A 24,380-nucleotide genomic window follows, 5' to 3' on the forward strand; every position below is an offset into this window, starting at 1 on the left:
TCGAGCATAGGAATGCCTGTGACCTCCACGGACGATGTCACCGAGAGCAAAATCCTGCTGGCCGAGTACGACTGCCTCAAAGAGGAACAGAAGACCCGCATAGGGTTCCGCGACAACCTGCTCTACTTCACGCTCGCCGCGGCCACTGCGGTCATGGCGATCACCGTCCAGAGCGGACAGTACCGACTGCTGCTCTCCGTCCCCGCGATCTGCCTGATCCTGGGCTGGACCTACCTGGTCAACGACGAGAAGATCTCGGCGATCGGCTGCTACGTCCGCGACCAATTGGGACCACGCCTGGGGGAACTCGCCTCCGCCCACGGCACGGTGTTCGGCTGGGAGGTCTACCACCGCAATGTTGCGGGCCGCGCCATGCGCAAGCGGCTTCAGACCGCAGTGGACCTATTCGCATACCTGGTCCTGCCGATGGTCTGCACGACCGCGTTCTGGTGCTCTCCCATCGTTCAGCCCCTGCTCGTGCTCACTTCTGTCGCACTGACACTCGCCCTGGCCGTACTGGGCTGGCGGTTCCTGCGCCGTGCGGACCAGTAGCACCAGCCCCGCCGGACCCGCGCCACACACGTACGGCGCTCCGGTGCGCGGAGGCGCGGGCCGGGATCCGCTATACAGCCGGCAAGAATCCGGCTCGGGCCGGGGCAGCTCGTCCAGTTCGAGGGTTTAGACCCGTCCGTCGGCCAGCTCTCCCGAGCCGTACTTACGCGTGTGGGCCACGATGTAGCCGGAGCCGGCGGTCGGGGTGTGGACAGCGACCTCGGCGGCATACGGGTCCACCACCACATAGACCGGGATGCCACATCGATCGATGCAAGTAGGGCTGTACCACTTGTTCGCCTACGCAATCGAGGCTGCTCGGCTCCGTTGATGGGGACAACTGGGCCATCCCGAGGTTGTCCCCATCGCCCCCCTCCTGCTCGCACCGTCCCCTTGGCCACTCTGAACGTGTTGGAGACGCCGCCCCGGCGATCCCCTCGGGTCCCAGCCGATCCTCTCGCGCGCTTCGACCCCTCCTCCCCCGCGTTCGTTCTGGCCAAGGAGGCTCACATGTTGCGCCATCCGCAGTTCCTGAAGGACTTGGTCACCGGCACCGCCGGCGCCCTCGCCGCCATCCACGTCAGCCCCGAAGGGCTGGTCCTCGGCTGTTCGCTCGGGGTCGGCGAGGACGAGGCCGACCACTGGTCGGCCGTGATGGCGGCGCTGCACGCCGTGAGCAACCGCAGCACCGAGATCATCGGCCGTAGCACCGCCGAGCGGGGCCTCTGGGGCCACAGCGTGATCGAGGACCGGTCCGGCCGCACGCTGATTCTCGTCGGCGCCAACGACGGCTCGATGCTCGCCGCGGTGTGCGGGAAGAACGCCCAGCTGGGCGACATCGCCGCCCGGCTCGTCGGACTGGCGGACAGCACCGTCGCCGTGGGGGCTGCGGCATGAACCCGATCTCGGCCAAGGCCCCGACCCGCCTGCGGCGCCCGTTGCCGCTGCCCGATGTCCTCGGCACCGTGCACATCCCCGACCCGCTCAGCCCCGGCATGGCCGGACTGGCCTCCTACCTCACCCGACGCCACGCCCGGGTCACGATCTCCCCCGTGCAGGCGAGCCTTCGTCCCGAGCTGGTCGAGCTGCTTGAGCGTCGCGGGGCCGTTCTCCGAGCGGTCGCCCCCGGTACGGCTTCGCTGATCTGGGGCGGCGACAACACCGTGACCCACGACCTCACCAGCCACATCGCCGGCCACGGCCTGCCCATGATGGGCTACGCGCGGGCCGTCGAGCTGCTGGCCGGCACGGCACCGGTCACGGTCACCGTCGCCGGCAGCCATTCGACCACCATGGCTGCCGCCGCGCTCACCTGCGCACTCGTCAGCCGCGATCCCGGGTGGATCCTCGCCGAAGCCCCGATGGGGGACTCCGCCGGCTATGACGGCGGCGGAGAGGTCCTGGTGGTGGACCTCTGTCCGGACGGCTCCAGCCACGAGACGTCGCCGCCCGGTTGGCGCTTCCGCACGCTCGGCGAAGGGCTGAGCCCCACGGTGACACTGATCACCGCCGTGGATGCGGCACCGCCGGCGTTCTGGAACCAGCAGGAAGCGCTGGACCAGATGGAGGTCCTCGCCCAGCGGAGCGACACGGTGGTGGTGTGGGTCGCCCAGCCCGGTTGCCAGGAACTGGCGGACCGGCTGCGCAGGCACCGGCCGGGTCCGAGGGTGGTGACCGTCGGCCGCGGCACCGGCATGGACGTCCAGGTCCTCGGGACGTTCTGGACCGGAGAGGAGCACCGCGTCACCGTCCAGGCCGACGGCGAACGCCACACGTTCACCATGCCGGTCGCCGGGACGAACAATGCCATGGCCGTGGCCGCTGCGTGGGCCGCGGGCTGGGCCCTCGGTGTTCCCGGCCGTGAACTCGTCGACGGACTCGGCGCGTTCGCGGGCGTCGAACGATCGCTGACCAGGCTGGGCTCTACCGGTGGCATCAACGTCGTCGAGTCCAGGGCCGTGCACCCGAAGGAGATCGCCGCCGACCTCCAGGGCGCCCGGATGCTCACCGAGGGCGCGGTGGTGGCCGTCTACGAGCCCTCCGGGCACCTGCGGTCGAACGCCCTCACCAGTCTGATCGCCGAAGCCTTGGGCACCGCCGACCGGACCGTACTGCTTCCCGTCCACTCGACGTTCCCCCGCGGCCAGAACCACGCCGACGGCAGCGAATCCATCCTCAACGCCAGTTCCACCGGCACGGTGATCCGCTTCGAGCCCGACCTGCACCGGCAGGGCTCCGAGGCCCTGATTGCCTCCCTCGTGCAGCGGGGCGACCTGGTCCTGACCATCGGCTCCCCGGCCGCCCGGCGGATCGGGCCCTCCCTGCTGGCCGCTCTCCACCGGCCGCAGCCCGCCCGATAGCCCCCACCCCACCCCCGTCACGACCCCGCTCCTGTTGGAGGTCCCCCATGCCCGTGCCAGCTCCCGTCAAGCCCGACCTGTCCGACATCGACGTCCTCCTCCTGCAACAGGTGGCTCGCGGTTCCCTGCACGGCGAGACCAGCCGCGCCACCGGTATCGAGAAGGCCGAGGTCGGCGCCGCCGTCGTCGCCCTGGCGACGAAGGTCGGCGCCAAGTCGCGCTTCCACGCCGCCGCCTTGGGTGCGGCCTGGGGCCTGGTGAGGGACGTGCACGTGATGAACCCCACCGGCAAGTCGCTGTCGGTGCGGCACGTCGAGGTCCTCGCCGGCCTGGTGGGCGGTGAGGGCGCGGACGCCATCGCACAGCATCTGGGGCTGACCGTGAACACGGTGAACACCTACATCCAGACGATCCTGCGGGCCCTCGGCGTTCGGTCGAGGGAGCAGGCGAGCGCGGCGGCCGTGCTGGCCGATCTGGTGCCGTTGCGGGCTTTGGGTGCCGGTTGGCCCGACGTGAGGCTCAGCGAGCTTCGGCAGCCGGCGGAGGCGCGCTGATGCCGCGCCGCATCCGGCAGGCCGGAGGTCCCGGCGTGCTGCTGATGCCCATGCTCGGGGGGATCGGCTGATGCGGACGAAGGCGCCGCCCACGGCGCTGACCGCGCAGCAGGTCGCGGTGTTGGACAGGGCCGGCCTCGGCATGACGAACGCGGAGATCGGCGCGGCCCTGAATCTGGGTGTCGACAGCATCAAGGGCCACCTGCGGCAGGTGTACGACCGGTTGGACACCACGAACCGGGTTCACGCCTTCGTACGGGGATGGCAGTCCGGTCTGCTCCCCCGTTCGGCCTCGGTGGGTGTTGCTCCGGTGCTGTCGGACGAGCAGAAGTTGATCCTGCGGATCTGGGGACAGGGTGGGAATCGCCGTGACGTCGCCCGCGCCCTGGAGGTCCGGGAGAGCGCGGCGGAACTCTACGAGGACGCCGTGCTCGACACGCTCGGTCCCGCAAGCGCGTTGTCGCCGTCCGCCGGGCACTCGAACAGCAGCTGATCGATCCGGCCGGGGACACCCTGGCCGACCTCACCACACCCATGGCGGCCGATTCGGGCCAGGGCCGCACCCTGCACCACCGCACGAAGGGAGGGACCGGTGAAACCGAACTCGTAGACGAAGCGCACGCTGAACCCGATCGCCCTGATCCGCTGGACCGCTCGGTCGCGACGCTGCGCTCCGCGCAGGGTCTGGCCGTACACCTCGGTGCGCTGGCCGGCCTGCCAGAATTGCCGTCGCTGGCGGCAGTCCTGGCCGGGGCGCCGCCCCGCGGGACGGCGCCAGCCGTCGTGCGGCTGGTGCACCAGGCACTGGCCCTCGGGGTCCCGTGCGCCCTGGTGATCCCCGCGGCGGCGGTCGATGCCGACCGTGCCGTCGAGGCGGTGGGCCTGGGATCGGCCTGGTCGTGCGCGGTCCGCCAAGGGGCGTACGACCTCGGAACCGCCGCCTATCTGGAAGCCGCCCACCTGCTCGGGGCCCCGCTCGACGAGCTGCTGGTCGTGTGCACCGCCGACCAGGCGCCCGTGGCGGGAGAAGCCGGGGTCCGCCGGATCCTGACGACCCCGAGCATCGTGCCGGACACCGGGCCTTGGCGTGCCCCGAGGCCCGAGTTGAACGCGCTGGAGCGCCGGATCGCCGAACTGGTCGCCCAGGGGCTGGGCGTCGCCGAGATCGGCGACCACGTCCATACCGGGGAGTACCTGGTCCGGACTCGCCTGGCCGACTTGCGCCGGCGTGTCGGCGCCGTGGACGACGCGCACCTGGTCGTCCGCCTAATCACGGCGGGGGCGATCGGCACCGAGCGGCTGCGCGCCGATCTGCCCGACCCCGTCCCCGAGCTGGATCAGGCGGGGCGGGCCGTGGCGGCGCTGATCTGTACCGGGACGCTGAGCGAGGCCGGGGCGAGCGCCGTCGGCCTGAGCCTGCGCACGGCACGGACGGTCGAGGGACGAGTCGTCCGGGCGCTCTCTCGGCGCGGCAGCCGAACCCATGCCGCAGCCGTCGCCGTGATCACCGGAATCGTCGCGCTGCCCCCGCCGAACCACATCCCCTACTTGGAGCCGATTTGCCCGGTGGCGTGAACCCGGACGCAAGGACGGGCCTCTCGCGGCCGCCGTCCCGACCCGCCGCAGCCGGGGCCGTGCGGCTGCTGGAGCAGCTCGTCGCGCACACCCGCTCCCGCCCCTGACCTCCCACCGCTCCGCCAACACCAGGATTTCGCATGCCCGTTCCCCTTCCGATCGAAGGCTATGCCCCGATCGGCAACGGCCGCTCGACGGCCCTCGTCGACCTCCACGGCGCGATCCCGTGGCTGTGCCTGCCGGAGTTCGACTCGCCGACGGTGTTCGCCGCGCTCCTCGGCGACCGGCGCCACGGCTACTGGTCGCTCTCCCCCACCTCCGCTCAGCCCCTCCCCGTCACCCGCCGCGCCTACCGCACCGGCGGCCTCGTCCTGGACCAGGTCTGGGAGCTGCCCGAGGGGACCTTGCAGGTCACCGAGTTCATGCCCGCCTCCGGTGCCGAGCGGCCCGCCCAGGTGATCCGGATCGCCAGGTGTCTGCGCGGTCGGGTGAGCGTCACCTCCCGCATCGTCGTCGCGCCCGGCTACGGCCGCTCCCACGCCACCCTGCACGAGGTCACCAGCCCCGACGGCGTGCGACGCTTCGCCGCCAAGCACGAGGGCGCCGCCCTGTGGCTGGACGGTCCCGACCATCGGCCCCGGCGACGTGGAGCCGCGGTCGCCGAAACCGTCCTGACCGCAGGACAGGAGGCCGCGTACGCCCTGACCTGGCAGGAGCCCGGCGCCCCGGTCCCGCCCGTGCCGGACACCGGCCAGGCGCTCGCCGCAACCCTGCGGGAGTGGGCCGACTGGAGTGCCAACGTCACCTGCACCGGGCGCTACCGCGACGCCGTCCTCGGCTCGGTGGCCGTTCTCGGCTCTCTCGTCCACCGGCCCACCGGCGCCGTCATCGCCGCACCCACCACATCACTGCCCGAGGAGATCGGCGGCGAACGCAACTGGGACTACCGCTACCCGTGGCTGCGCGACTCCGCGCTCACCATCCGGGAGCTGCTGCGCGCCGGGGGTTTTCTGGAGCAGGCGCGTGCCTGGCGGACGTGGCTGGTCGACACGATCGGCAACGCCGCCACCGCGCGAATCATGTACCGACTCGACGGCAGCAGCGAGCTCACCGAGACCGTCCTGGACCACCTGCCCGGATACCAGGGCTCGCGCCCGGTGCGGATCGGCAACGGCGCGGCCGGCCAACTCCAGCTCGACGTCTTCGGATACGTCGCGGACGCCCTACTGGCCGCCGAGGACGCCGGACTCGAACCCGATCCCGCCGCCGACGCGCTGCTGCTCGGGCTGGCCGAACTCGTCGCCGCCACCGCGCACAAGCCGGACCGGGGAATCTGGGAGATCCGCGGGCCCGAGCGCCACTTCACCCACTCCAAGATCATGGCGTGGGTCGCAGTCGACCGGACCGTCCGGCTCCTGGAACGCCGCCCGGACCACGATCGGGCCACCCTGGCCCGCCTGCGCGCGGTCGCGGCACTCCTCCACACCACCATCCTTGCCCGAGGCTACAACGAGGAGCGCAACACCTTCACCCAGTCCTACGGCAGCCGCGACCTGGACGCCTCCCTGCTGCTCCTGCCGCAGACCGGCTTCCTGCCGCCCGACGACAAACGGGTGATCGGCACAATCGAGGCCGTCCAACGCGAACTCGCCACCTACGACGGCCTCGTGCTGCGCTACCGCACCCACCAGGACGCCGACGCCAACGTGGACGGCCTCGCCGGCGAGGAGGGCGCGTTCTTCGCGTGCTCCTTCTGGATGGTCTCCGCACTCGCCCTGGTCGGCCGCACCGACGAGGCCTGCGAGCGCATGGACGCGCTACTCGCCCTGCGCAACGACGTGGGCATCCTCGCCGAGGAGTACGACCCCTCCGCCGGCCGCCAGCTCGGCAACACGCCGCAGGGACTGAACCACCTGGCGCTGGTCAACGCCGCCGTCGCCCTCGGCGTGCCGTCCGTTCCCGTCCTTCCGCGTCCCCGGACCGGCGCCGTTGCCTCGCTCTGACGACTACCTCATGCCAACCGTCTCCAACCACATCGACGGCATCCAGGTCCACCACGCCGTCCAGGCCGGCCAGATCCGTGACATCCACTTCCATCCCGCCGGACCGCCACAGCAAGTGCCTCGACAACTCACCGCGGTCAGCAGGGTGTTCACCGACCGCGAGCACGACGTCGCCGCCCTGGACAAGCTACTCTCCGACCTGCCGGAAGGCACCGCTCCAGTGATCGCGATCACCGGGCCCGGCAGGGTCGGCAAGAGCGCCCTGGTCTCGCACTGGGGCCGCCGACACGCCGAGCGATACCCAGACGGACAGCTACTCGTCCAGCTGCGCGCGGGAGGCGTCGACGGTCCGACACCGACTGTCGAGACCGTCCGCTCCCTACTTCGCGGTCTCGGAGACCGTGACGTGGATCAACTCCCCTGGCAAGAATCGGACTTGCGCGCGCTCTGGCGGTCCAGCGCTGCCCCCCGGCGGCTGCTGGTGGCGCTGGAGGACGCCGTCACCGCCGACCAAGTGGTGCCTCTGATCCCCGCCACCAGTACGTGCCTGGTCGTCGTCACCAGCCGCTCGCCACTGCCCGCACTCGCCGCTCTCGGTGCTCACCATCACCAGCTGGGCCCGCTCGCGCCCGTCCATGCCGTCCAGCTGCTCGGCCGGATCCTCGGCGAGGGCCGGGTGCGCGCCGAGCAGGCCGCCGCCGAGGCGCTCGCTCGCGCCTGCGAGGGCAACCCGTTGGCCCGAACTCACCCGCGCCATCGAGCTCTACGCCGACCTCGACGACCGGCGCGGCGCCGGCCTCGCCGAGATCCTCCTCGGCTCCGCCGCCGCCCGCCAGGGCAACACCGACCTCGGCATCCCGCTGCTCCAGCAGGCCGTCGCCGACCTCGAATCGCTCACCCCGCCCGACCCGCTGAACGTGGCCCGGGCGAAGGTCTTCCTGGGCGAGGCCCAGTCCCTGGCCGGCGAGCACGACGTCGCGGCGGGCACCATCAACACCGCCGTGCAGGAGTTCGTGCGCCTCGGCCACCGCCACTGGGCGGCCTACGGCATCGAGTTCCTCGGACAGGCCGCCGAACGCGGCAACCTACCTGCACTCGCCGCCAGCTGGTACGCCGCCAGCCAGGACCAGTACCGGAACCTGGGCAGCAGCCGCGACGTGGAACGCCTGCAGAGCCAGCTGCTCGAGCTGCGGCCCGAGTGACCCTCGCTCACCGCCCCGCGGCCCGCCCGCTCCGCACGCTGAGCGACGCCCCACCACACCGTCAAGATGGTTCAGCTCAGAGCTCAGGAATGTGAATCGCCATGCTCATCGTCGCCGTGCTGCCGGGCCGGAGATCAGGCCGCTATCGCGGCCCGCAACCGCGCCAAGGCGTCGCCCGCACGCTCCCGGACCTCGGGCAGGCTGCGGCCGGCCCGCAGGACACGCTGGAGCTGGTGCGGCAGGTGGTGGAGGGTCGCCCCGTCGACCGCCGCTCCGAGTTGCTGCGCCGCTCCGGTGGAATCCCCCTTCCTCAGCAGCACCTCGCCCGCGGTGATCGCCGCGATGATCCGCCACTGGGAGGTCGCCGCGAGTCCGGCGACGGGCGCGCGGTCGAGCTGCCGGACGGCCTCCGCGACCCGGCCCGTGCTCATGAGACCCCGGAGGCGGACCTCGTGGAGGGTGAACTCGGAGAACAGGGCGGTGGGCGCCGCCTCGTCCAGGAGACGGTGACCCTCCTCGATCGCGGTGTCGAAGACGACGGCGTTGCCCGCGGCCCCAGCGGCGCGAGCGAGCAGGACGACCGCCTCGGCGCGTTCGGTGGCGGTGCGGGCGGTGTCACGGGCCTGCCCGAGCCGGTCCAGCGCCCGCAGGTGCAACCCTGCTTTGCGGAGCTCGTTACCGTGGTGGCGCAGGGCGTTGGCGTGCAGGCCGGGGTCGCCCAGGCGCCGGGCGACGTTGAGGCCCTTGCCGGTCCAGCGGGCGGCGGTGGCCAGCCGCTCCTCCGGCAGGACATGGCCAAGGGCGACGCCGAGGCCGACCCGGGCCCGGGCGAGCAGGCGCAAGGTGTCGAGGTCGGCGTGGCCGTCGGCGGTGCGGGCCTCCAGGCGGGCGACCAGCGGCCACAGCTCGGCGACGGCCGTGGTGGCCTGGCCGGCCTGGCGGGCGATCTCGGCCAGTCGCAGCACGGATTCGGCGAGCTGGATCACGAGTTGGTGGTCTCCGTCCGCGTCGTCGGTGATACCGAGGCAGTGCGGCGGGAGGCCGAGGCATTCGGCGATGTGACGCAGGGCGCCCAGGTCGGTGATGGTGCGCGAGCCGGTCTCGATGCGGGAGACGTAGCTGGTGGAGTAGCCGAGGACGTCGGCGAGCTCTTGTTGCGGCAGCCCGTGGAGTTCGCGGTAGAGCTGGAGGATCTCGGGCAGGGCTCGGCGGCGCAGGATGTCCTGGGCCCTGGGGGTGGTCCAGTGCCAACGGATGCCGCCGTAGGGGTCGATCCGGGTCAACGGTCAGTCCTGGTGGTGCAGTTCGTACCAGCGGGCGATGGAGTCCTTGTAGCCCTGCGGCATGGCCAGGCCGGGCACCTCGTCGCGGTGGAAGAGGCCGGCTTCCTTGTGTTCGTGACTCACGACCGGGGCCTGGTGCGCGTCGGTGGCGTTGCAGCCGTAGGTGACGATGAAGACCTGGCGTCCGGGGATCGGTTCGTACATCCACACGTCCAGCAGGGGGCCGGCGGTGGCCGTCCAGCCGCTCTCCTCGTGGATCTCGGTGACGACCCGCTCTTCGGGGGTCTCGGTGCCCTCCAGTTTCCCACCCGGCAGCTCCCACTCCTGGCGTTCGTTCTTCAGCAGCAGCACCCGTTGCTGTGGGTCGAGGACGACGCCCTTGATGGAGATCGGGAAGGCCTTTGGCACGTAGGGCTGTTCAGTCTCGTTCATCGCTTCTTCCGAGGCACGCAGACGGGCACGGGCCTGTCGAAGGTAGCAGTCGCGAGCCTCCGCGATGCCCCATGGTCCGGTGATCGCGCTTTGACAATCTGTCACTTTCCATCGGGTGGGTGGGACGTGGAGAGTGTGTCCCCTCCCACCCACTCGGTCCCACGAGGGAGCTTCACCATGCCGTCGTTCAACACCAGTGGCACCAGCGGACACGACTTCGTCACGGGCGGACTGGACGGAGCGGCGCGCGAGCAGGCCGGTGAGGTGTTGCGTGAGGACGGCCTGCTGAGGCTCGCAAGGTTGGGCGGTCGGGACGATGTGCTCGTCACGACCGGCCGGTTGATGTCCTCGTTGTGGCAGCACCGGGATGCCGACCCGGACGGGCTGACCGTCATCCGTGACACCGGCCGCCACAGCGGGCGCCCGGGCTTCGCGGGCCTGGGGCGCGGCGCGCTGGCCCTGCACACCGAGTGCGCGCAGCACCCGGCTCCGCCCCGTCTGCTTTTGCTGGCGTGCGCACGGGCTGGCGACCGCGGCGGTGAGAGCCTGCTGGTGGACGGCCGGGCCGTCCTCGCCGAGCTGGCCACGCACCACCCCGCCGCCATCGAGGCATTCTCCGCCGAGCGAGCCGCGTACTTCGGCGGATCGAGTGGCCACTTCGCCTCGGTGTTCCAGCAGCTGTCCGCCGGGTGGTGGCGGTTGCGACTGCGCCAGGACGACCTGGCCCGGTTCTCCCCCGACGCCCAGGCGCACCTGCCCGTCCTGCGCCAGGCCATCGACCGAAACACTCACCGACTCCGGCTGTCCCCCGGACAGGGCGTCGTGCTGGACAACCACCGTCTGCTGCACGGCCGCACCGCCTTCTCGGGTGAGCGGCTGATACTGCGCGCGCTGGGCGAGCCGCACCCCGCGCTCGGTCTCGGACCCGGCTTCCGCCAGCTGTGGTCCCCCACCAGCCTGTCCACCCCGCACGGGGGCGCCCACGCCGCAGAGTCCGTCGAAGCGCCCGCCCCTGCCGGGCAGTCGGCCGTCGAATCGCGGCGCTGCCGCCCCATCGACTCCTGGTGACGCGGGGCGCACCCGCGCCCCGGCTCCAGGCACCCGCAAGGGAAACCCTCAAGGAGGAGCCACCATGCCTCAGATGATCCCGGCCGAGACCAAGGCCACCACGGCCGCTGCCGTCGGCGACGAGTTCGACCTCGACGTGCGCACCGTCGAGACCACCGACGCGGCCAGCCTGCAGGTCCTCACCGACGACGGCTGCGGCTCCACCTGCGGCGCCTGCACCACCGGCGTGCACTGACCCTCCCGGGTGGTTCCCCGGGACCTGCTCTCGGGGAACCACCCGCCCCATCTCCGAATCCCGAGGTCCGCAGCGATGCGCCCACCCAACCCCAAAGCCGCCTACCGCGCCGCCGACGTGGCGCTCGTACGCGCCGTCGTCTGCCCCGACCTGCGAGTGCCGGCCTGGCCCGACCTCTCGGCCGCCGGACCTGCCGAGGCCCTCCAGCAGGCACAGTGGCTGCGGGCCCTGTGGGCCGACGACCACCTCGCCCGCGCCCTTGAACTGGCCAGCCCGACCCTCTCCGATCGCGTTGCCCAGTTGCTCGGCCACTCGCAACCCACCGTGCGCGAAGTGCGGCGCGCCGCGCTCTCCACCGCCCGCTACCTCCTGCGTGCGGCCGGCCGCGCCACCCCGTTCGGACGCTTCGCGGGTGTGCAGGCGGCATCGTTCGGACCGTCCTGCACGGTGCGTTGGGGCGACCGGCACCACACCGTCACCAGTGCCTCGGAGTCCCTGCTCGCACAGGCTGTCGGCCTGCTGGAGTCCCGCCCCGCCGTGCTGGCACTCCTGGACGTGGCGGCGAACAACACCGTCCAGGTGCGGGGCGATCGCCTCGTCGTCCCCTATCGACCGGTCCCCCGGGCCGGCGGCAGCACGGCCACGGCCGAGACGACACTACGACACACCCGTCCCGTCGCCTTCGCCCTCTCTGCTGCCCGTCTTCCGCTCCGCTTCCGGGACTTGGCCGAATCCGTCCACACCGAGTTCCCCGCCGCATCGGCCGAACAGATCACCGGCATCCTGTCCGAGCTCGTCGCCCAGCGAGTGCTCATCACGAACCTGCACGCTCCGGCGACCGACCCCGCCCCGCTCGGGCACCTCCTCACGGTCTTGTCGAAGATCAGCGCCGAGCACGTCCCCGAGGCAGCCGAGATCCTGACGGACCTCCGGACCGCAGGCAGTCGTCCTCCGGTGACCGCCGTCGACCTCCGACTGGACGCCGACCTGGTCCTCCCCCGCTCGGTAGCTGACGAGGCCGCCCGAGCCGCCCACCTACTGGCCCGGCTCAGTGCCGCGCCCAACGGCACGGCAGCATGGCGGGCCTACCACCAGCGTTTCTACGAGCGCTACGGCCGCGGCACCCTGGTCCCGCTGCTCGACATGGTGGCCGACAGCGGAATCGGCTGGCCCGACGGCTACCCCGGTGCCCGACCCGTCGAGAAGCCGCGCTTCGACAAACGCGACGAGCTGCTCGCCGCGCTCGCCCAGCGAGCCACTCTCGACGGCGCGCGTGAGGTCGTCCTCGACGAAGCGCTGTTGGCCTCCCTCCAGCTGGGCCCGGACGAACCCCGCCTTCCTCCGCACCTGGAGGTCATCACCCGCGTCCACGCCCGCAATCGGGAGACGCTCGACCGGGGCGAGTTCCGGTTGGAGGTGGTCTCGGTGTCCCGGGCCGCCGGTGTCTCGGTCGGCCGCTTCCTCCACCTCCTCGAACCCGAGAACCGGGCTGCCTTCACCACCCTGCTGGCGGACCTCCCGACGGTGGACGAGCACGCCGTCAACGCCCAGATCTCGTTCCCGCCGCTGGATCCCGCCAGCGGGCACGTCGCCCGGAGCCTGCCGACGGGTCGGCTGGTGATCAGCCTCGCCGAGCATCGCATCGCCGCCGAAGGCGTCCTCGGCCCGCAGGACCTGGCGGTGGGCTGCGACGGGCGGCGCATGTACCTGGCGGCACCGGCGCTCGGTGTGCGGATCGAGGCCGCCGCCACCCATGCCCTCAACCTCCGCCACCACACCCCGCCGCTCGCCCGGCTGATCACCGAGCTGTCCCGCGCCCAGAGCGCACAGGTCACCCGATTCGACTGGGGTTCGCTCCACGCACTGCCCTTTCGGCCTCGGCTGCGGCACCGGCGGGTCATCCTCTCCCCCGCCATCTGGCGCCTCACCACCGCCGAGCTTCCCTCCGGCGACGCCTCACAGCGACGGTGGGATGAGGCCCTCACGTCGTGGGCGGAACGGCGCCGAGCCCCGCGGCACGTGATGCTGGCCGCCGACAGCCAGGGCCTGCCGCTCAACCTCGACCACCCCGGCCACCGTGCCTTGCTACGCGACCACCTCCGCTCCACCCCGCACGCTGTCCTGGTCGAGGAGCCCGAGCCTGCCGACCTCGGCTGGGCAGGCGGTCGAGCCCACGAGATCGTCGTTCCCGTCACCGTCACCCGGGCGCCGGCGTGGCCGCGCCTGCCCAAGCCCACCCCGAACCGAATCCTGCGACGGAGCCACGGCGAAGCGCCGGGCACCTCCCGCGTGCTGCTCGCCTCCCTCTACGGCGACCTGGAACGCCAGGACTCCGTCCTCGCCCGCCACCTACCCGCCCTCCTGGAGCGGCTCGGCAACCCGAAATGGTGGTTCGTCCGCTTCCGCGACCCGCGCCACCACCTGCGGTTGCGCATCGCCCTACCCGATCCGGCCGCCTTCGGCCCCACAGCCGCCGTGATCAGCACCTGGACCACCGAACTCCACCTGGCCGGCCTGCTGTCCGAGGTCGTGTACCCGACCTCGTACACAGAGACCGGACGTTGGGGCGATGACCCAGCATGGGCCGCGGCGGAGGGCGTCTTCCGCGCCGACTCCGCCGCCGTCCTCGCCCAGCTCTCCCAGAGCGTGCTACCCGGTCGGCAGGCGCTGCTCGCCGCCCACGCGGTCGCCATCACCGCGGGGTTCACCGGCTCGACCGCCGCGGGCCTGCACTGGCTCGTCGACAATGTCCCCAGCCAGGTGCCAACCAACGCGCCCAGGCCGATGTTCCGCGAAGCCGTGCGTCTGGCGGACCCGGCCTACGACTGGGCGGCGCTGCGTGCCGAGCCTGGCGGTACCGCAATCGTGGATGCATGGTCCGCCCGCCACCAGGCGCTCGACTCCTACCGCCGGTTCTTCCCCAGCCCGCACACCGACGGCGTGCAGGCGGACGACGTGCTCGGCTCCCTGTTGCACTGCAGCTTCGTCCGCGCGCACCGCATCGACTTCGACGACGAAGCCCAGGTTCTCTACCTGGCCCGCGCCGCCGCCCTCGCCCGCCTCTCCAGGGACGGTGACCGGTGAACACCCCGCACCCTGCCGTCCGCCTGTCCGACCGGGTCGCCGAACTCCTCGCCGACCCCGAGGCCGTGGCGTCCGCCTGGTCGTCGCGCCCGCAGTGGCGTCAGTCGCTCGCCCATGGCGCGCCCGGCATCGCCCTGCTCCACATCGAGCGCGCCGCCACCGGGCGAGGCCCGTGGGAGCCAGTACGCACCTGGCTGGCCATCGCGGCCAAGGGACCGGTGACCAGCGGCGCGGACAGCTACCTGCACTACGGCGCCCCCGCCTTCGCACACGTTCTCGCTTGCGCCACCCAGGCACGGCCCGGCTCCTACAGCAGCGCCCTCGCCCACCTGGACGACGTCGTCGCCGGCGACGCCCTGCGCCGCTGCGATGAAGCCCTCGCCCGAATCACCCGGGGTGATCTGCCGGTGCTGGCCGAGTTCGACGCCATCCGCGGCCTGGCCGGCGTCTGCGCGGTGCTTCTCCCCCGAGACCCGGACGGCGAGGCGGTCCACCGGGTCCTCGGCTACCTCGTCCGCCTCACGGCCAACGTGAAGCACGCCGGACGAGCGCTGCCCGGCTGGTGGACCATGGACGGACCCTCCGGCACGCCGGACGAGCGGTTCCCCGGCGGGCACGCCAACATCGGACTCGCGCACGGCATCGCCGGCCCACTCTCCGTTCTCTCCCTGACGCTACGGCAAGGGATCGAGGTGGACGCTCAGCGCGAGGCGATCCGCACCATCCTGGCCTGGCTGGAGCGCTGGCGCGATGGCCACGCCTGGCCGTACTGGATCACACGCGCGCACCAGGCCGACCCCGACCACATGCCGCTGGCGCCCCAGCGGCCGAGCTGGTGCTACGGCACCGCCGGCGTCGCGCGCGCCCAACAGCTCGCCGCCCTCGCCCTCGACGACTCCCGTCTGCGCCACGATGCCGAGACCGTCCTCGCTGCGCGCTGGTGGACCCGAAGGCGCTCGCGGCAACCACCGACTTATCGGCCTGCCACGGCTTCGCCGGGCTCGCCCACATCGCCCACCGCGCCGCCGCCGACGCCCTCCCACACAACGCGGCCCGACTGCGCTCCGCCGCCGCACTGCTCCTCGATACCGCCCATCCGCCGCGCACCGACCCTGACGAACAGGCATCCCACCTCCTGGCGACGGCAGGGCCCGGGTTCTTGGAGGGCGCCGCCGGCACCGCCCTCGCCCTACTCGCCCCCGCCACCGGCACCACCCCCACAACCAGCTGGGACGCCTGCCTCCTGACCTCCTGACCAAGGACTCCTTCGATGACCACCGGCTGGATCCAGCACGACCTCACCTTCGCCGACCCCACCACCGCCGACCAGATCGCCGCCCACCACCTGACCCCCGCCCTCGACCACGCCCAGAACTCCGGCACGCTGGAGGGCTGGTGGTACATGCACAAGAACGGGCTGCGGCTGCGCTACCGTGCCACCGACTCCGTCCCCGTCATCACCGCGCTCCTGGACACGCTCGCCGAGGCGGGACTCGTCGAGGGCTGGGCCACCGTGGTCTACGAGCCGGAGATTGAGGCGTTCGGCGGCCCCGAGGCCATGGAGATCGCCCACCGGCTCTTCCACACCGACAGCCGGCACCTGATGACCCGCGCCGCCAAGCCCGAGCCTCCTGCACTCGGCCGCACCGAGACCTTTGTCGCCCTCGTCTCCGCCATGCTCCGCTCCGCCGGCCTCGACTGGTACGAACAGGGCGATGTCTGGGCCAAGTTCGCCGCCGAACGCCCCGCGCCACCCGCCCTCGCACCCGAACGGGCCGCCGCCCTGACCACCGCAATGCGCCGCCTGATGACCCTGGACACCCGCCGGCTCACCCGCCCCGGTGGACCGCTCGCCGGACACGCCAGCTGGGTCGACGCCTTCGAGACCGCCGGACAGGACCTCGTCCGCCTGGCACGCGACGGCCGCCTCACCCGCGGACTGCGCGCCGTCCTCGCCCACCTGATGATCTTCCACGCCAACCGCTCCGGCGTACTCGTCGAGCACCAAGCCGCCACCGCCGCACGCGCGTTGGACACCGTCTTCCACTCCGGCGAGGGCCCCACGCCCTCGCAATCCACCATCCGCACAACCACTAGGGTCGCCCACGTGACTACTCTCAGCGACAGCGCCGCCACCCCGACCTCCGAGCAGCTGCGCGACAGCCTCACCGACCGTCTCCTTGGCCACGGAGCCATTCGCACCAGCACGGTCGAGGCCGCCTTCCGCACCGTCGCCCGCGAGCACTTCCTGCCCGGATTCCCCCTGGAGGCCGCCTACGCCGACAACCCCACCTACACCAAGACCGACGGCTCCGGTACCCAGATCAGCGCCGCCTCCCAGCCCGCGATCGTCGCCCTGATGCTGGAGCAGCTCGACGCCCGGCCCGGCCAGCGCGTCTTCGAGGCCGGAGCCGGGACCGGAGTCAACGCCGCCTACCTCGCCACCATCGTCGGCCCCGACGGGCACGTGGTCGCCGTCGACGTGGACGACGACCTCGTCGACGGCGCCCGCAAGCACCTCACGGACGCCGGGCTCACCAACGTCGACGTGGTCCTCGGCGACGGCGCCCTCGGCCACCGCGACGCCGCCCCGTTCGACCGCGTGATCGCCACGGTGAGCACCAGCGAGATGCCCACCGCCTGGCTCCAGCAGGTCAAGCCCAGCGGGCGGATCGTCCTGCCCCTGCGGCTGCGCGGCACCGCCTCGCGCACCATCGCCTTCGAACGCGGCGAGAACGGCTGGGTGTCGGTCGACGACCAGCTCGCCGTCTTCATGCCGCTGCGCGGCAGCATGGACGACGCCCGCCGCACCATCGCCCTCACCCACCAAGGCGACGTCACCCTCCAAGTCCACAAGGACCAGCACAACGCCGTCGACGCCGAACTGCTGCGCGGGGTCCTCGACACCGAACGCCACGACGTCTGGACCGACGTCACCATCCCGGCCGGCACCACCTACGAGTACCAGGACCTGTGGCTGGCCCTCACCCTCCCCAACTCCCTGATGAGGATGAGCGTGACCGGCACTGCCCGCGAACGCGGCATCACCCCCATGTTCGGCTGGGGCGCCATGGCCACCGTGGACGCCGGCTCCCTCGCCTACCTCACCCTCCGCCCCGGAGAACCCGACAACGACGGCCGCAAGACCTACGAGACCGGCGTCATCGGCCACGGCCCGGCAGGCGCCGCCCTCGCCGACCTCGCCGCCGACCAGATCCGCACCTGGAACATCGGCTTCCGCAACCGGACTCTGCGCATCGAACTCCCCGACACCCCCGCCACCGCGGACCCGGCCGCCGGCCGCTTCGTCCTGGACCGCCCCCACCACCCGATCACAGTCACCTGGGAGTAGTCCGCGTGCACCCGACCGGACCGATCGCCCAGCGCTTCCCGCTGGTCGCACGCCACCGGCCCGCGTGCCTGCCCCTCAACGACCGTGTCGGCCGGCTCTCCGAGCTGGCCGACACGGCCTCCCGGCAGAACAACCCGGGCCTCGCCTCCACCGTCTTCAACCAGACCGCCCTCCTCGCCTCCGACCTCGACCTGCCCACCTACGCCCGCGAGCTCTGCCACCGCCACGCCGCCCTCTACCTCACCCGCGGCCCACTCCCTGCGATGAGCGCCATCCGCGGCCTGGAGCCGATCGTCAATCTCGCCCGCCTCCACATCCGCGCTGGCCACCACCAACGCGGCCACCAACTCCTCCTCGACCTCTACCACGCCGTCACCAGCAGCACCGAGGCAACGCTCGACGGCATCACCGTCCCCGCCCACCTCACCGAAACCTCCGACCAGCGCGCCGAGGTCCGCCAGTGGCTATGGCGGGTCGTCATCGCCGACGGCACCCGCGCCCTCACCACCGCCGGCCGCTGGACAGAGGCCCTGCAGCACATCGAGAAGCACCACGGCATCGGCCAACACATCCTCGACGGCCGCCAGACCGCCATCCTCGCCCGCGCCACCACCGGCGACCTCCACGGTGCCCTCGCCACCCTGGCCGGCACGGAGCCCGGCGAACCCTGGGAGAACGCAGTCGCCGCCGTCCTCACCGCCCTATGCCGCCCCGGGGACCGGCACGCCTCCGAGACCGCGATCGACCACTGCCTGGCCTTCGAACCGGGCGAGGGCCTGACCGTCTTCACCACCCGCCTCGCCCTGACCGCGATCGACGCCGCCGCTGGCATGCCCTCCATCAACAACCTGATCAAGCAACTGTCCAGTAGAACTGGTGTATCCGGCGACGGGTACGCACTCCGGGACCTTCTCACCCACCCTGTCGTCCTTTCCCACCTCCGCACTGCTCAGATAGAAGCCCTCAAGAATTCCATGGCGGCCTGCGCATTGAGCACGGGCAATCTGCCACCGCACCTCAGAACCGTCCTGGAGAAGGCCCTCGCCTGCGCGGGGACGGTCCTGGAATCCACCCCGCTCGATCCAAACCGCCCCGACGTGCCGGTCTGGGCCGATGTCGGCAAGTGATCAGCACGAACTGCACTCGCACTCCTAGCGGGTGTGACCAGCCGGTTCGACAGGCCCAGCGTCAGCGGAGGATGGTAGGCGGGTGCCGTGCCGCCTGTGGTGGACACGGAGCGGCAGCAGTGGCTGCCGGAGGGCAGTGGTGAGGAGCTAGCAGTGAGTGATCGCAGTGGCATCGAGTGGACGGAGGCCACGTGGAACCCCACCACCGGTTGTGATCGCGTCTCGGCCGGCTGTGACAACTGCTACGCCCTCGCACTCGCGAAGCGTTTGAAGGCGATGGGCGCGGCCAAATACCAGGCCGACGGCGACACCCGGACGTCCGGTCCGGGGTTCGCTCTGACGCTCCACCGGGACGCCTTGGAGGTGCCGTACGGCTGGAAGAGCTCGCGGACGGTGTTCGTGAACTCGATGTCGGACCTGTTCCACGCGAAGGTCCCGCTCGACTTCGTGCGCCGGGTGTTCATGGTGATGGCGGACACCCCTCAGCACACCTACCAGGTGCTCACCAAGCGGGCCAGGAGGCTGCGGCGGGTTGCCGACCGGCTGGACTGGCCGGCGAACCTGTGGATGGGGGTGTCGGTCGAGACCGCGGCCGAACTCGACCGGGTCGACGACCTGCGGGCCGTCCCGGCCGCCGTGCGGTTCCTGTCCTGCGAACCGCTACTCGGTCCGCTCGACGGGCTCGACCTGGACGGAATCCACTGGGTGATCGCCGGTGGCGAGTCGGGTCCCGCCCACCGCCCGATGGAGGCGGCCTGGGCCCGGCAGGTGCGCGACGCCTGCCTGGAGAAGGAGGTAGCGTTCTTCTTCAAGCAGTGGGGCGGTCGCACGCCCAAGGCCGGCGGTCGCCTCCTGGACGGACGGACCTGGGACCAGATGCCGTTGTCGGTCAGCGCGTGAGTGGTGGCCTCACCAGCAGGTCGTAGACCTTTTCGCGCTGATGACTCATGCCGTCGCTCGGTGTCCCACCCCGACGGTGCAGCAGCTTGATCGCATCGCGCGCCGCGGTCTCGGTGACCTGACCGTAGTACTCGCCGAACACCTCCAGCGTGTGGTCGACCAACCTGATGGTGCGGCCGCGACGCAACAGACGAGCGAGGTTGTCGGCCATCGCGGGCACGGCGAGATCGCGGACCTTCTGCGGGTCGGGCCGTTGCAGACTGACCACGGGGAACAACCCGTCGTCCGTCGCCTCCTCCTGGAGTTCGAGTTGCTGCCACCAAGTGTCACGGGCCCGGGCGTGGGCGTCGCCGAACGCCCACAGGCCGTGCTGGCGGCGGGTGCCGAACACCAAGTTGTAGACGGCCTTTTGACCAGGCGCCTTTGTGACCGGCACGGAGCGCATCTGCATGCCGACGGCTTTGCCCAGCCTGGCGCTGTACTCCGCGGCGACCTTCTCGTCAGCCTCCCGGGTGTAGCCGCCCGCGAAGAAGTCACGCCACCATAGGCCGCCGCACACCTCGTCGAGGCGCTGGTTGGTGCGCTCGATTCCCTTGGACGACTGCGAGTTGCCGCCGATGCGGCGGATCGCCATCATGCTGAAGTTCAGGAGGAACTCGGTCGGCGGTTTGGGCCCGGGCCGGCCTTTGGCGAGCACATCCACGAGACGCTCGAACGGCAAGGCGAGCCCGCAGGGATCGAGGAAGAGGAACAACGGCTGACCGGTCGCGGCGGCGAGCACCTCGTCGAAGTAACCGAGGACGTCTCCCCGAAACGCCCTGGCATCGACCCCTCGCGCCTGGTACTCCGCGACCAGCGAGCCGAGTTGAGCGAAGGACGGCGCTGACTTCTCCGCGAAGAAGCAGGTCCAGTGAATACCCGCCTTGGCCTGGAGGTCCGCCGCGATCTGCAGGATCCGGGCGGCCGAGCCCGGCTCGCCGTTCTCGTACCGACCCTCGCCCGCGTAGCCGTCGAGGTAGGTCACCCGCCTGCCGTACGCTCCGGTCATCCCGCCGAACTTGGGCATGTAGCGGCTCAGCAGCGCGTGCTTGAAGACGCTCGGCAGTTCAGGCTCCGACCAGTACTCCCCCGACGTGCCTTTCGACATGCGTCCCCCTTCGCCGTCGGTCGATCCCAACCGCTGATCGATCCAGGGTGGACGAGGTGCGCGCGTCACGTAAAGAGCACGTGTGGGGTCGGCCTCCCGACACCGGCTCGTACCTCGGCGCCGCCCTCCGGCCCGGCGATCGTGTCTGCGTCGGCCGTCCCGAACCATGCGGTGGCGCGTGCCTCCCGGCTGGCAGAGCGGAGACCCCCTATAGCCGTCGGATCCCCCGTCTACGCTCCGCCGCGTCGCCCGCCCGCCAGACCCGGCACGTCCAGCGGACGACGCGGCGTTGTCACGGTCTAGTCTTCAGGGTCCTGCTGCGGGATCGGCGCATCGAAGACGTCGACGACGAATTCCGAGGTGCCACTGCCCTCGTAGTCGACGTCGCGATGGCTGTGGAGCAGCGTGTGAATCCTCACCCACTGGCCGTCGGCGCTCGCCCTGGCTGCCACGCCGAGGGCAGCACGAACGGGTCCCAGCCCGGGATGTGGCTCCTTGCTGGTCCAGGTCTCCAAGAGCGCGACTCCGGAGGGGAGTTCCCACGAACGTGGCTCGGCGCTGGCCGGCACGGAGACCTCGTCGTTGCGCAGCTGGACCACCCAGTCGACGTCGCCATCACTGTCGCGCTCGTTCGACATGCGGATTCCCAGGCCGATCATGTAGGCACCTTGGAGGTAGTCCTCGAGTTCGTCGTCGATCCGGCTGAAGCAGACGGCCTCGCGGACGATCTCGATCGGCCCGAAGCTGGTGAAAGCTCCCATCTCCGGCGGGCACTCGTCCTTGAGGTACCGCCTCGTGGCCATCTGGACAGCCTTGGGAAGGCTGTCCAGCACAGCCTGCAGCGCGACGTCATCGCGGTCCGCCAAGTATGTGTTGAGCACCCCGACGAGATCCTCGGTCAGCCGAACGTCGTCCCCGCCCAGCGTGGTGACCGCCTCCAGACGATCGTGCGGGTCCTTATGGAGGGCGAAGACCCGGCTACGCCCCGGGCTGGTGTGCGCAATGAAGGAGTTGACCATCGTTCTGTCCTGCCGGACCTCTCATGAGCGGTGCCGCTGCGCGCACTCGTGCGTCAGCGCCACCAGGGATAGGGAGAATCCGCACAGCGACGTGTCGCTCGGACTACGAATCCGCGCGCATGGTCGACCAAGCGGCGCTGTCAGACCCGGCACTGAAGCCCAGACCTGCATGGCGATGGCAACCTACCACGAGACCACGGCACTCCCAAACCGCCACTACGGAAGCAACTTTGGACACCTGCGGCAACCCGCCAATCCTGAGGAGAGCTCGTGTCCACACACTTCATGACCGTCAAGCAGACCGCAGAGCACCTGAACATGTCCGTCCAGTGGGTCTATCGCGAGGCGCCCAAGGTCGGCCTCATCCCGTACCGCTTCGGGAGCGGGCGCAATGCGAAGCTGCAGTTCAAGGTCACCGAGGTCAATGCCTGGGTGAAGCAGCAGCGGATGTCCGGCGGCTGATGTCGGACAACGACACGTGTGGGGCCCTGTTCGGCGACGGACAGGGCCCCACCTGCTTCAGGCCGCGAGCCCGAGGTCGAGGACCTGGGCGGCGTGGCCGATCGAGCCGGGCATCAGGTGCCGGTAGATCTTGAACGTGACGTCGATGCTCTTGTGCCCCATCCACTCGGCGACATCGGTGATCGGGATGTTGTGGCTGAGGCAGTTCGAGGCGAAGAAGTGCCGCAGGCCGTAGATCGTCATGCCCTCGGGGATGCCGACGTCGCCGGCCCGCTTGATCCGGTCCCACTGGTTCTGCAGGTAGTAGGACGGGTAGGGCTTGCTGATGTCTAGCGGGTGGCGAAGCGCATAGCCGTCGATGGTGCCGTGGGTGTCCGCGTACGTCAGCAGGCGGATGCGGGTGCGGGACGGCAGCGGGACGTCCCGGTAGTCGCCCTCCTTGCGGTGCTTGAGCGGCGCGTAGTCCTTGGTCGCCTGGTTGACCTGCTCGGTGACGCGGTAGACGTCGTCGGCGACGATGTTGTTGATGTTGACGGCAAGGGCCTCGCCGTTGCGCAGGCCGCAGCCGCTCATCAGCTCGGCGACCAGGTTGAAGGTCTCGTCACCGGCTTCGCGTATACCGCCGAGCTGGATGAGCGAAGGAATGACGGCGCGTTTCGGGTCGTACTGGGGCGGGGTGACGCCGTCGAGCGGGTTCTCCGGGTAGAGGCCGAGCCGGTGGGCGTCGAGCAGGATCGCCTTGAGCTTGTCGAAGGCGTTGGACTGGGTGGCCAGGCCGACACCGTTGCGCTCCATGGTCCGGATGAAGGCGTCGACGACCTTGTGGTCGAAGGTGGCCATCCGGCGGCTGTGGAACGCGGGGTAGAGGCGGTGTTCGAGGAGCGAGTCGAGGTGCCGCAGCGATGCCGGGGCGAGCGCGCGCTGGCCGGCCTTCCACTCCTCGGTGTACGTCCCGAAGTTCAACGCGCCGTACTTGCGGTTGCGCTCGGCCTTGCCCTGGCTCCAGGGGTTCTCGCGCTTGGCCCGGTAGATCTCGGTGAGCCGGTCGATCGCCTTGTCCTGGGTGGCGAAGCCCGACTCCTCGGTCTGCCGTCCGGGGGCGTTGCGGAAGCGGATCACGTAGGTGTGCGGGCACTTCGACCACCGCGCCTGCGGGTGCTCGCAGGTCTTGAAGAAGGTGCCCGGGCCGTGGGCCAGGGTCCTGGGTGCCATTGTGTGCGGTCTCCATCCCGTCCAAATGCTGACGTTCTGCTGACCGCGGATGGTCCACCACGCCCCTGACCTGGGAAGAAACGCAAATCAGGTGGTATGTGTGGAACTTCATCGGGCGGTCCCACGAGGACATCGTCCAGGCCCGCGAGGAGTGGCAGGCCGCCACCGACCGCTTCGGCGCCGTCCAGGGCTACCCGGGCGACCGCCTGCCCGCCCCGGAGCTCCCCGGCATCCCCCTCAAGCCGCGCGGAAACGCGCGCCGACCTGCACGTTAGGCAATCGGGGGTGTGGTGGGCCGGGGCACCACACCCCCGACCCGAAATACCCCCGCGCTCACCTCGAAGTGCCCTCGTCGGCACTCGCTTCCGCACTCGACGCATGACACGGTTCGACCATCCGCGACAACGTCCGACAGGACCAACGCTGACCCCATGCCGAGTTTGCTGACGGCCCATCAGATCCGACCGGGGCACTCGCGGAGTCCGGGAAGTCATCGCCGGGTGCCGCCGCGAGAACCAACGAATGCCCTGGCGCGCCCCCTCGCCGGTTGCCGAAGGACGGTCACCACCGGAATGGGGCAGGCCGGAGAAAGCGGCCACCATGCCGCCCGCACCCCGGCGACGATCTTGCTTCAAGCCAGTTATTAGATCCGAGACCTCCTGCGAGGCGTTCCGAGCCGCCTCTGCCGGCAAGCACCTGCCGACCCGCCCCGACCCGGCGCTAGGGTGACCTCATGGCGGACGCCCCGACGACAGCAGCACCCTCGGTCGACGCGCTGGACGCCCTCGTCGAGCGTGCCTGCGAACCGCCGAC

At 71.0% G+C, this 24,380-nt stretch carries 21 protein-coding genes and 3 pseudogenes; 19 read left to right on the plus strand and 5 right to left on the minus strand.

Going from position 1 to position 24,380, the window contains the following annotated elements; all coding sequences use genetic code 11:
* The first annotated feature begins 12 nt into the window (after nucleotides 1-12).
* The 9 genes and pseudogenes from ACZ6EM_RS37890 (at nucleotide 13) to ACZ6EM_RS37930 (ending at nucleotide 8,246) form a co-directional block, all read left to right on the plus strand.
* Nucleotides 13-552, plus strand: coding sequence for a hypothetical protein (locus ACZ6EM_RS37890; protein WP_401052345.1), 540 nt, complete (start codon nucleotides 13-15; stop codon nucleotides 550-552).
* 510 nt (nucleotides 553-1,062) lie between these two features.
* Nucleotides 1,063-1,449: a roadblock/LC7 domain-containing protein gene (locus ACZ6EM_RS37895; RefSeq protein ID WP_465774432.1), complete on the plus strand. Its 387-nt coding sequence runs from the start codon at nucleotides 1,063-1,065 to the stop codon at nucleotides 1,447-1,449.
* On the plus strand, nucleotides 1,446-2,912 hold the full coding sequence (locus ACZ6EM_RS37900) for a Mur ligase domain-containing protein (RefSeq protein WP_465774433.1): 1,467 nt from the start codon (nucleotides 1,446-1,448) through the stop codon (nucleotides 2,910-2,912). Before ACZ6EM_RS37895 ends, ACZ6EM_RS37900 begins: the two co-directional genes overlap by 4 nt.
* A gap of 47 nt (nucleotides 2,913-2,959) precedes the next feature.
* Nucleotides 2,960-3,466 (plus strand): helix-turn-helix domain-containing protein, encoded by a 507-nt coding sequence (locus ACZ6EM_RS37905; RefSeq protein ID WP_465774434.1) that lies wholly within the window; start codon nucleotides 2,960-2,962, stop codon nucleotides 3,464-3,466.
* 70 nt (nucleotides 3,467-3,536) lie between these two features.
* A complete protein-coding gene (locus ACZ6EM_RS37910) occupies nucleotides 3,537-3,959 on the plus strand; it encodes a response regulator transcription factor (protein ID WP_401055232.1) in 423 nt (140 codons plus the stop codon).
* Nucleotides 3,960-4,258: 299 nt separating this feature from the next.
* The gene (locus ACZ6EM_RS37915; protein WP_465774436.1) at nucleotides 4,259-5,041 is read left to right on the plus strand and encodes a helix-turn-helix domain-containing protein; all 783 of its coding nucleotides are present in this window, start codon (nucleotides 4,259-4,261) and stop codon (nucleotides 5,039-5,041) included.
* 140 nt (nucleotides 5,042-5,181) lie between these two features.
* The gene (locus ACZ6EM_RS37920; RefSeq protein ID WP_465774437.1) at nucleotides 5,182-7,044 is read left to right on the plus strand and encodes a glycoside hydrolase family 15 protein; all 1,863 of its coding nucleotides are present in this window, start codon (nucleotides 5,182-5,184) and stop codon (nucleotides 7,042-7,044) included.
* 10 nt (nucleotides 7,045-7,054) lie between these two features.
* Nucleotides 7,055-7,534 (plus strand): annotated as a pseudogene (locus ACZ6EM_RS37925) (AAA family ATPase); the annotation flags it as partial.
* Between the two features lie 106 nt (nucleotides 7,535-7,640).
* Nucleotides 7,641-8,246, plus strand: a complete 606-nt coding sequence (locus tag ACZ6EM_RS37930) for a hypothetical protein (RefSeq protein WP_465774438.1) — start codon at nucleotides 7,641-7,643, stop codon at nucleotides 8,244-8,246.
* A 134-nt stretch (nucleotides 8,247-8,380) separates the two neighbouring features.
* On the opposite strand, the gene ACZ6EM_RS37935 is transcribed toward ACZ6EM_RS37930, so the two are convergent.
* Nucleotides 8,381-9,529: a helix-turn-helix domain-containing protein gene (locus ACZ6EM_RS37935; RefSeq protein ID WP_401047572.1), complete on the minus strand. Its 1,149-nt coding sequence runs from the start codon at nucleotides 9,527-9,529 to the stop codon at nucleotides 8,381-8,383.
* Between the two features lie 3 nt (nucleotides 9,530-9,532).
* The gene (locus ACZ6EM_RS37940; protein ID WP_401047574.1) at nucleotides 9,533-9,961 is read right to left on the minus strand and encodes an NUDIX hydrolase; all 429 of its coding nucleotides are present in this window, start codon (nucleotides 9,959-9,961) and stop codon (nucleotides 9,533-9,535) included.
* A gap of 177 nt (nucleotides 9,962-10,138) precedes the next feature.
* Between ACZ6EM_RS37940 and ACZ6EM_RS37945 the strand changes: the two genes are divergently transcribed.
* From ACZ6EM_RS37945 to ACZ6EM_RS37980, 8 genes and pseudogenes are all read left to right on the plus strand, one after another.
* Entirely contained in the window at nucleotides 10,139-11,029 is an 891-nt protein-coding gene (locus ACZ6EM_RS37945; protein ID WP_465774439.1) for a TauD/TfdA family dioxygenase, read from the plus strand.
* 64 nt (nucleotides 11,030-11,093) lie between these two features.
* Nucleotides 11,094-11,264 carry an FxLD family lanthipeptide gene (locus ACZ6EM_RS37950; RefSeq protein WP_401047579.1) on the plus strand — a complete coding sequence of 57 codons (171 nt, stop codon included), beginning with the start codon at nucleotides 11,094-11,096 and terminating at the stop codon, nucleotides 11,262-11,264.
* Between the two features lie 75 nt (nucleotides 11,265-11,339).
* Complete coding sequence (locus ACZ6EM_RS37955; protein ID WP_465774440.1) at nucleotides 11,340-14,348, plus strand: lantibiotic dehydratase; 3,009 nt, start codon at nucleotides 11,340-11,342, stop codon at nucleotides 14,346-14,348.
* A gap of 65 nt (nucleotides 14,349-14,413) precedes the next feature.
* Nucleotides 14,414-15,229: pseudogene (locus ACZ6EM_RS37960) on the plus strand (lanthionine synthetase C family protein); the annotation flags it as partial.
* Between the two features lie 59 nt (nucleotides 15,230-15,288).
* Nucleotides 15,289-15,603: a lanthionine synthetase LanC family protein gene (locus ACZ6EM_RS37965; protein ID WP_465774446.1), complete on the plus strand. Its 315-nt coding sequence runs from the start codon at nucleotides 15,289-15,291 to the stop codon at nucleotides 15,601-15,603.
* A 15-nt stretch (nucleotides 15,604-15,618) separates the two neighbouring features.
* Entirely contained in the window at nucleotides 15,619-17,700 is a 2,082-nt protein-coding gene (fxlM, locus tag ACZ6EM_RS37970) for a methyltransferase, FxLD system (RefSeq protein WP_465774441.1), read from the plus strand.
* Between the two features lie 5 nt (nucleotides 17,701-17,705).
* Entirely contained in the window at nucleotides 17,706-18,827 is a 1,122-nt protein-coding gene (locus ACZ6EM_RS37975; protein ID WP_465774442.1) for a hypothetical protein, read from the plus strand.
* A 153-nt stretch (nucleotides 18,828-18,980) separates the two neighbouring features.
* Nucleotides 18,981-19,727, plus strand: coding sequence for a DUF5131 family protein (locus tag ACZ6EM_RS37980; protein WP_465774443.1), 747 nt, complete (start codon nucleotides 18,981-18,983; stop codon nucleotides 19,725-19,727).
* Here the strand turns inward: ACZ6EM_RS37980 and tcmP are convergent.
* The gene (gene tcmP, locus ACZ6EM_RS37985) at nucleotides 19,717-20,874 is read right to left on the minus strand and encodes a three-Cys-motif partner protein TcmP (protein ID WP_401053523.1); all 1,158 of its coding nucleotides are present in this window, start codon (nucleotides 20,872-20,874) and stop codon (nucleotides 19,717-19,719) included. The genes ACZ6EM_RS37980 and tcmP overlap by 11 nt on opposite strands.
* 299 nt (nucleotides 20,875-21,173) lie before the next feature.
* Nucleotides 21,174-21,893 (minus strand): hypothetical protein, encoded by a 720-nt coding sequence (locus tag ACZ6EM_RS37990; protein ID WP_401053525.1) that lies wholly within the window; start codon nucleotides 21,891-21,893, stop codon nucleotides 21,174-21,176.
* Nucleotides 21,894-22,163: 270 nt separating this feature from the next.
* Here ACZ6EM_RS37990 and ACZ6EM_RS37995 point away from each other — a divergent pair, with 270 nt between their 5' ends.
* Nucleotides 22,164-22,355, plus strand: a complete 192-nt coding sequence (locus ACZ6EM_RS37995; protein ID WP_401053527.1) for a helix-turn-helix domain-containing protein — start codon at nucleotides 22,164-22,166, stop codon at nucleotides 22,353-22,355.
* A gap of 57 nt (nucleotides 22,356-22,412) precedes the next feature.
* Here the strand turns inward: ACZ6EM_RS37995 and ACZ6EM_RS38000 are convergent, their stop codons facing one another.
* Complete coding sequence (locus ACZ6EM_RS38000; protein WP_465774444.1) at nucleotides 22,413-23,567, minus strand: tyrosine-type recombinase/integrase; 1,155 nt, start codon at nucleotides 23,565-23,567, stop codon at nucleotides 22,413-22,415.
* 101 nt (nucleotides 23,568-23,668) lie between these two features.
* On the opposite strand from ACZ6EM_RS38000, the pseudogene ACZ6EM_RS38005 reads away from it, so the two are divergent.
* A pseudogene (locus ACZ6EM_RS38005) lies at nucleotides 23,669-23,842 on the plus strand (pirin family protein); the annotation flags it as partial.
* Between the last annotated feature and the right edge of the window lie 538 nt (nucleotides 23,843-24,380).

The sequence above is a fragment of the Kitasatospora sp. NPDC041917 genome (assembly GCF_055589745.1).